Raw genomic sequence first — 5435 nt, 5'->3', positions numbered from 1 at the left:
GGTCGGGTCCATCGCCAGCGGCATCCGCATCGTCACTGTCATCGTCATCGTCGTCATCGCCATCGTCGTCGTCGTCGTCATCGCGGTCCGCGAAGGCCAGGACCGCTGCGGAAGTCACGACGCACACTGCGCAGGCCGCCGCCGACGCGACCCCCGCCATCACCGCCCCCAATGCGCTGCCCGCCGGCGACGGCCGCGACGTGCCGGTACTGTTCGCGATGGAATCGCCCCGCATCGCGCTGTTCCAGCGGCTGCTGATGCCGGACGAATGCGAGGCGCTGATCGCGCTGTCCCGCGGCCGGCTGGCGCGTTCGCCGGTGGTCAATCCCGATACCGGCGACGAGAACCTGATCGACGCGCGCACCAGCATGGGCGCGATGTTCCAGGTCGGCGAGCATCCGCTGATCGAAACGCTCGAGGCGCGCATCGCGGCGGTCACCGGCGTCCCGGTGGAACAGGGCGAAGGGCTGCAGATCCTGAACTACAAGCCCGGCGCCGAATACCAGCCGCACTACGACTTCTTCAATCCGCAGCGCCCGGGCGAGGCGCGCCAGTTGCGCGTCGGCGGACAGCGCATGGCGACGCTGGTGATCTACCTGAACGACGTTCCCGCCGGCGGTGCGACCGCCTTCCCGAAGCTGGGTTTGCGCGTCAATCCGGTCCAGGGCAATGCGGTGTTCTTCGCCTATCTCGGCGAGGACGGCGCCCTCGACGAGCGCACGTTGCACGCGGGGCTGCCGGTGGAGCAGGGCGAGAAGTGGATCGCCACCAAGTGGCTGCGGGAAGCGCCGTATCGGGCGGAAGGCTGAACGCACGCCGGCCCGGGCCGCCTGGCGCTCGATCGCGATCCGCGCCCGGGAATCCGCCCCCGGGAATCCGCCCCCGGAATCCGCCCCCGGAATCCGCCCCCGGAATCCGCCCCCGGAATCCGCCCCCGGAATTCGCCCCCGGAATTCGCCCCCGGAATTCGCCCCCGGAATTCGCCCCCCAGCTGTGCCGAACCGCAAGCAGCACTGTGCCGGTAATTGGCCGGCAATCTGTACCGGTACTGTATAGGGCCGCCACGCTAGACTGCCGCTTCCCCTGCATTCCAAGGAGTTGCCATGGCACTGTCGGAACTGGCGGCAGGCTCTGCCGTGTTTGCCGCCTTCGGCGGCTTCGTGCTGGTGTCGTCGATCACCCCGGGACCGAACAACACGATGGTGCTCGCATCCGGCGTCAATTTCGGTTTCGTCCGCACCATTCCGCATCTGCTCGGCATCAGCAGCGGCTTCGCGCTGATGATCGCGCTGATCGGCCTCGGGCTGGGCTCGCTGTTTACCGCACTGCCGTGGACCTGGCCGCTGCTGCGCGTGGCGGCCACCGTGTACCTGGTCTATCTCGCGTACAAGCTGGCCACCGCCGGCGGCGTGCAGGACCGCCAGGTGGCCAGGCCGATGAGCTTCCTGCAGGCGGCCGCGTTCCAGTGGGTCAATCCGAAGGCTTGGGTGATGGCGGTGGGGGCGTGCAGCGCCTATGTGCTGCACCCCAATCTGTGGCTCAACGTGCTGCTGCTGGCCGGCCTGTCGGCGATCATCAATCTGCCGAGCGTGGCGGTGTGGGCGGTGTTCGGCGCCTCGCTGCGCCGCTGGCTGGCACGGCCGCGTGTGCTGCGCGTGTTCAACGTGACGATGGCGGTCCTGTTGCTCGGCTCGCTGTGGCCGATCCTGGCGGCCGGACACTGAGGGGCGTCCGGCGGGTTTGGGCTGCGGCTCTGGCCGTGGGTGCGGTGGAGGTGCTGGAGTCCGAGCCGGAGCCGGAACCGCGGCCGGAGTCGCCTCCCGCGCCGGGACCGCCTCCGGAGCCGGTGCAGGCTCAGCCCTTCAGCGCCCGGATCGTGCCGAGGTTGCGCCAGTAGCCCTTGGCGTCCATGCCGCAGCCGAACACATAGCGGTCCGGCACCGTGAAGCCGCAGAAGTCCGGATGCATCGGCTTGGCCTTGGCCAGCGTCTTCTCGCACAGCACCGCGGCGTAGAACTCGCGCGCGCCCATGTCCATGATGCGCTGGCGGATCGCCGCCATGGTCTCGCCCTCGTCGAGGATGTCGTCGAGCACCAGCACGGTCCGGTCCTTGACCGACTCGCGCGGGGCCACGCGCCACTGCATCTCGCCGCCGACCGTCTTGTTGTTGTAGCGGGACAGGTGGATGTAGTCGAACTCCAGCGGGAATTCGAGCTTGGGCAGCAGCATGCCGGTGAAGACCACGGCGCCGCCCATCACCGACAGCACCAGCGGGAAGCGGTCTCCCATCTTGTCGGTGATCTCGCGCGCCATGCGGTCCAGCGATTGCTGCACGGCCTGGGCGCTGACGATTTCCTCGGAGTTGGCCCACAGTTCGCGGGCCTGTTCGGCAGTCATCATGATGTTCGGTCCTGGTCTGGCGGTGTTCTTTGCGGCGGCAGCCGGCCAGGGAGCCAGCGTGCCGCGGTCGGTATTGCGATTGGTGGGTCCGATTGCTGGTGCGATTGCTGGTCCGATTGCTGGTGCGATCGATGGCGCGGTCGGTGGCGCGGTCGGTGGCGCCATCGGGCTTCGCTCGGCGGATCAGCGGTTGAACAGGCCCTTCATGCCGCCCTTCATCGCGCCCATCGAGCGCATCATCTTGGCCATGCCGCCGCCCTTGAGCTTCTTCATCATGCTCTGCATCTGGTCGAACTGGTTCAGCAGCCGGTTCACTTCCTGCACCGGCACGCCCGCGCCCGCGGCGATGCGGCGCTTGCGGCTGGCCTTGATCAGCTCGGGCTTGGCGCGCTCGGCCGGTGTCATGCTGTTGATGATGCCTTCCATGCGGCGCACCTGCTTCTCAGCCTGATCCATATTGGCGCCCTGGGCCTGCTGGGCGAACTGCGCCGGCAGCTTGTCGACGAGGCTGCCCAGTCCGCCCATCTTCTTCATCTGGCCGATCTGCGCCTTGAAGTCCTCGAGGTCGAAGCCGCCGGTCTTCTTGATCTTCTTGGCCAGCTTCTCGGCCGCTTCCATGTCGACGCCGCGCTGCGCCTCCTCGACCAGCGCGAGGATGTCGCCCATGCCCAGAATGCGCTGGGCCATGCGGTCGGGGTAGAAGGGTTCGAGGCCGTCAAGCTTCTCGCCGACGCCGACGAACTTGATCGGGCGGCCGGTCACGTGCCGCACCGACAGGGCCGCGCCGCCGCGCGCATCGCCGTCGAGCTTGGTCAGCACCACGCCGGTCAGCGGCAACGTGTCGTTGAAGGCCTTGGCGGTGTTGACCGCGTCCTGGCCGAGCATCGCGTCGACCACGAACAGCGTTTCGGCCGGCTTGAGCGCGGCGTGCAGCGCGGCGATCTCCTGCATCATCGCCTCGTCGATGCCGAGCCGGCCGGCCGTGTCGACGATCAGCACGTCGTGATAGTGCTTGCGGGCCCAGTCGACCGCCGCGCGGGCGATGTCGACCGGCTTCTGGTCCGGCTGCGAGGGGAAGAAGTCGGCGCCGACCTGTTCGGACACGGTCTTGAGCTGGGCGATCGCGGCGGGCCGGTAGACGTCGCACGAGACCGTCAGCACTTTCTTCTTCTTGTTTTCCTTGAGCCATTTGGCCAGCTTGCCCACCGTGGTGGTCTTGCCCGCGCCCTGCAGGCCGGCCATCAGGATGATTGCCGGCGGCTGCACCGCCAGGTTCAGCTCGGCCGCCTTGCCGGGCGCGCCGTCGGCCGAGACGGCTTCCTCGCCGCCGATCACCGCGGTCAGTTCGCGCTGCACCACGCCGACCAGGGCCTGGCCCGGCGTGAGGCTGCCGACCACTTCCTCGCCCAGCGCCTTTTCCTTGACGCGGGCAACGAACTCGCGGACCACCGGCAGCGCGACGTCGGCCTCGAGCATGGCCAGGCGAACCTCCCGCAACATCTCGGCGGTATTGGCTTCGGTCAGGCGTGCCTCGCCGCGCATGGTCTTGACGACCCGCGCCAGGCGTTGAGTGAGATTGTCCAGCATGGCAGAAATCCGGAGAGGGGCTTTGTAGGGTTGCGGCGCGCCGCCGCGCTTATCGGCCAGTCATCGATCGGTTGTTGGCCGACCATCGGCCGGCTGTCGACCGACTGGTAACCGAGCGTCGACCGGCCATCGACCGACCGGTGACCGGGCTTCGACTGCATCGTCGACCGCGCGGGTCCGGACCGTGGCGTGGCACCGGCGGCGGGCGATGGCACCGGGCGTCCATCGCGGCGTCGCCCGTCCGGCCTTGCCGCCGCGGCCACTGCCGTCGGTCACCACGGCAGGCGCTAGGGTAAACTGCGCGAATGGCGATTGTACTGTATGCCCTGACGGCACTCCTCTATTGCGCGCTGGCCTATCACGGCTGGGCGACGCGCCACGCCGGGCTGGCCGCCAGCACGGCGGGCGGTCCGGCGGGCGGACCCGGCATCGGGGGCCAGCCGGGTTCGATGGTGCTGATGCCGGGTCCCGCGCCGGGCGGCAGTGCGGAGGGGCAGCCCGCCTGGTGGCACGTGCTGATGGTGGCGGTGCTCGCCAGCCACGGCATGCTGCTGCATGAGACCATCTTTCCGGCCGATCGCATGGTGTTCGGCTTCGCCTTCGCGCTGTCGGCGATGCTGTGGCTCGGCGTCGGCATCTACTGGATCGAGAGCTTCTTCTTCTCGCTGGCGGGCCTGGGGCTGGTCGTGATCCCGGTGGCGATGCTGGCCAGCCTGATGCCGCTCGCCTTCCCCGGCGCGCAGATCCTGGGCTATGCCGCGCGGCCGCTGTTCAAGCTGCATTTCATCATCGCCAACGTCGCCTACGGGCTGTTCACGCTGGCGGCCTTCCATGCCTTCCTGATGCTGCTGGTCGAGCGCCGGCTGCATGGCTTCAACCGCGGCCACGGCGTGCACGTGCCCGGCGGCGCGATGGCCGCCGGCGCGCCGCAGCAGGTCGGCTGGCTCGGCCGCTGGCTCGATCTGCTGCCGCCGCTGCTGACGCTCGAGAAGCTGCTGTTCCGCCTGATCGCGGCGGGCTTCGTGCTGCTGACCCTGACCATCGCGTCCGGGCTGCTGTTCTCCGAGGAGCTGTTCGGCCGGGTTTTCCGCTTCGACCACAAGACCGTGTTCGCGGTGGTCTCGTGGGTGATGTTCGCCGGCATCCTGGCCGGCCGGCGGTTCTACGGCTGGCGCGGCCGCGTGGCGCTGCGCTGGGTCATCGCCTCGTTCTGCATCCTGCTGCTGGCCTATGTCGGCAGCCGCTTCGTGATCGAAGTGATTCTGCATCGCCTCTGAAGCAAGGCATCGTCGATGGCACGTCTGTTCCTGTTGCTGGCGATCCTGCTGGCCATTTTCTGGTGGCTCGGCAGCCGCGTGCGCGCGCGCCGGGCCGAACCCCCGCCGGCCGATGCCGGCGTGCCGCGGCAGGGCGCCGACGATCGCGCGCAGGAGCCGATGGTGCCGTGC

General features: G+C 68.9%; 5 protein-coding genes and 1 pseudogene. 3 read left to right on the top strand and 3 right to left on the bottom strand.

What is annotated here, in order from left to right; genetic code table 11:
- A partial coding sequence (locus tag AC6EI8_RS23720) for a hypothetical protein (protein ID WP_498383041.1) occupies nucleotides 1-235 on the bottom strand: 235 nt, incomplete at its 3' end.
- Between AC6EI8_RS23720 and AC6EI8_RS23715 the strand changes: the two are divergent.
- Together AC6EI8_RS23715 and AC6EI8_RS23710 are read left to right on the top strand one after the other, a co-directional pair.
- A pseudogene (locus AC6EI8_RS23715) lies at nucleotides 153-809 on the top strand (2OG-Fe(II) oxygenase); the annotation flags it as partial. The gene AC6EI8_RS23720 and the pseudogene AC6EI8_RS23715 sit on opposite strands and share 83 nt — an antisense overlap.
- 294 nt (nucleotides 810-1103) lie before the next feature.
- Nucleotides 1104-1724: a LysE family translocator gene (locus tag AC6EI8_RS23710; protein WP_149316590.1), complete on the top strand. Its 621-nt coding sequence runs from the start codon at nucleotides 1104-1106 to the stop codon at nucleotides 1722-1724.
- A gap of 130 nt (nucleotides 1725-1854) precedes the next feature.
- On the opposite strand, the gene AC6EI8_RS23705 is transcribed toward AC6EI8_RS23710, so the two are convergent.
- Both AC6EI8_RS23705 and ffh read right to left on the bottom strand, forming a co-directional pair.
- The gene (locus AC6EI8_RS23705; RefSeq protein WP_149316591.1) at nucleotides 1855-2400 is read right to left on the bottom strand and encodes a hypoxanthine-guanine phosphoribosyltransferase; all 546 of its coding nucleotides are present in this window, start codon (nucleotides 2398-2400) and stop codon (nucleotides 1855-1857) included.
- Nucleotides 2401-2583: 183 nt separating this feature from the next.
- Complete coding sequence (ffh, locus tag AC6EI8_RS23700; protein ID WP_149316592.1) at nucleotides 2584-3987, bottom strand: signal recognition particle protein; 1404 nt, start codon at nucleotides 3985-3987, stop codon at nucleotides 2584-2586.
- 305 nt (nucleotides 3988-4292) lie between these two features.
- Between ffh and AC6EI8_RS23695 the strand changes: the two genes are divergently transcribed.
- Nucleotides 4293-5264 carry a cytochrome C assembly family protein gene (locus tag AC6EI8_RS23695; RefSeq protein ID WP_498383040.1) on the top strand — a complete coding sequence of 324 codons (972 nt, stop codon included), beginning with the start codon at nucleotides 4293-4295 and terminating at the stop codon, nucleotides 5262-5264.
- Nucleotides 5265-5435: the final 171 nt, after the last annotated feature.

This window comes from Cupriavidus sp. R6-3, from assembly GCF_059772245.1.
This window is presented reverse-complemented; position numbering and strand designations above follow the sequence as displayed.

Coding starts and splice junctions, on each gene's coding strand:
- AC6EI8_RS23710 (WP_149316590.1), top strand. CDS start 1,104: ATGGCACTGTCGGAACTGGCGGCAGGCTCTGCCGTGTTTGCCGCCTTC.
- AC6EI8_RS23705 (WP_149316591.1), bottom strand. CDS start 2,400: ATGATGACTGCCGAACAGGCCCGCGAACTGTGGGCCAACTCCGAGGAA.
- ffh (WP_149316592.1), bottom strand. CDS start 3,987: ATGCTGGACAATCTCACTCAACGCCTGGCGCGGGTCGTCAAGACCATG.
- AC6EI8_RS23695 (WP_498383040.1), top strand. CDS start 4,293: ATGGCGATTGTACTGTATGCCCTGACGGCACTCCTCTATTGCGCGCTG.